1 protein-coding gene and 1 pseudogene are annotated in these 1,083 nt (G+C 37.3%); both read right to left on the minus strand.

Annotated elements, in window-relative coordinates; genetic code table 11:
• Nucleotides 1-94: 94 nt before the first annotated feature.
• Nucleotides 95-442, minus strand: a pseudogene (locus BY457_RS18875) (hypothetical protein); the annotation flags it as partial.
• A gap of 168 nt (nt 443-610) precedes the next feature.
• Nucleotides 611-835, minus strand: coding sequence for a hypothetical protein (locus BY457_RS18880; RefSeq protein ID WP_146131019.1), 225 nt, complete (start codon nt 833-835; stop codon nt 611-613).
• Nucleotides 836-1,083: the final 248 nt, after the last annotated feature.

Genomic DNA, 1,083 nt, shown 5'->3' on the forward strand with positions numbered 1-1,083 from the left:
CTCTGGTTTAAAGATTTTCTGTGTTGCATGATTTTTTTTGACAAAGGTAGGCGTCTGGATCATGCCAGGAAAGATGTCATTGCTGGGGTGGATACCCTTTAATCGGCAAATCCTTTAATGTTGGCATAACTCTCTCCCACCCGTTTCCAAAAAGACTAAATGGATATGTCGTAATTCCATTCAATTGATGATTGGCTCCATTCATTATAAAAGCCACCCCAGGTGCAATCATACAAAACCTCCCGATTATCAATTTATCACCGATGAAGTCATAATGATACTTTACATTTTTTTCAAAGTTCAAGGCATCTTCAAAATCATCATAATATGTATAATCACCAACTATAATATTAGAATTTGTTATAATATTCTTGAGAAAACAAAGCCTCTTTTGTCCATTCAAAGGATATTTCTCGTTCTTATCTGGTCCGGTTCCATTCATAATTCATAAGTTTTTATGGGTGAAACATTCATCTTTAATGCCTGACAGAAATATATTTTAATACCACCATAACCAAATTGGGATTAACAAACATAGTTTTATTCCCCACGGAACCCGATCCCACATGCGAAAACCGTTTACATAAACAGCCTGTCCGTCACCTTTAGTTTAGGAGATGTTCGATTGAGCATCTCCCTTTTGGGTGTCTCTTTTTTCTGCCATCCAAATCTGTCCGCCAATTTTAACGGTTTGGTACACTTCACCATCTCTTGGGTCGGTGAATGTTCCATACTGTGAGCCGCTATCACTTCCTAATTCATCCTTTTCACACGCTGTTGTAATGACCATTGCAGCAATAATCATTAATAAGTTTTTTAAAGTTTTGTGTTTCATGTTTTGTTATTTAAGATTTAAAATTTTCACTGGATTACAAATCCTACTGTAACTGGGTTTCACTGCCACTCATCAGGATAGCTCCTGTATTCCATTGTCGCCAATTGAGACGTCGATCATAGTAACAGATGTTATGGCAAAGTCATTGCCATTGTATCCACCCCAGCAATGACATCTTTCCTGGCATGATCCAGACGCCTACCTTTGTCAAAAAAAATCATGCAACACAGAAAATCTTTAAACCAGAG

The sequence above is a fragment of the Marinilabilia salmonicolor genome, from assembly GCF_003003035.1.
Taxonomy (GTDB): Bacteria; Bacteroidota; Bacteroidia; order Bacteroidales; family Marinilabiliaceae; genus Marinilabilia; species Marinilabilia salmonicolor_A.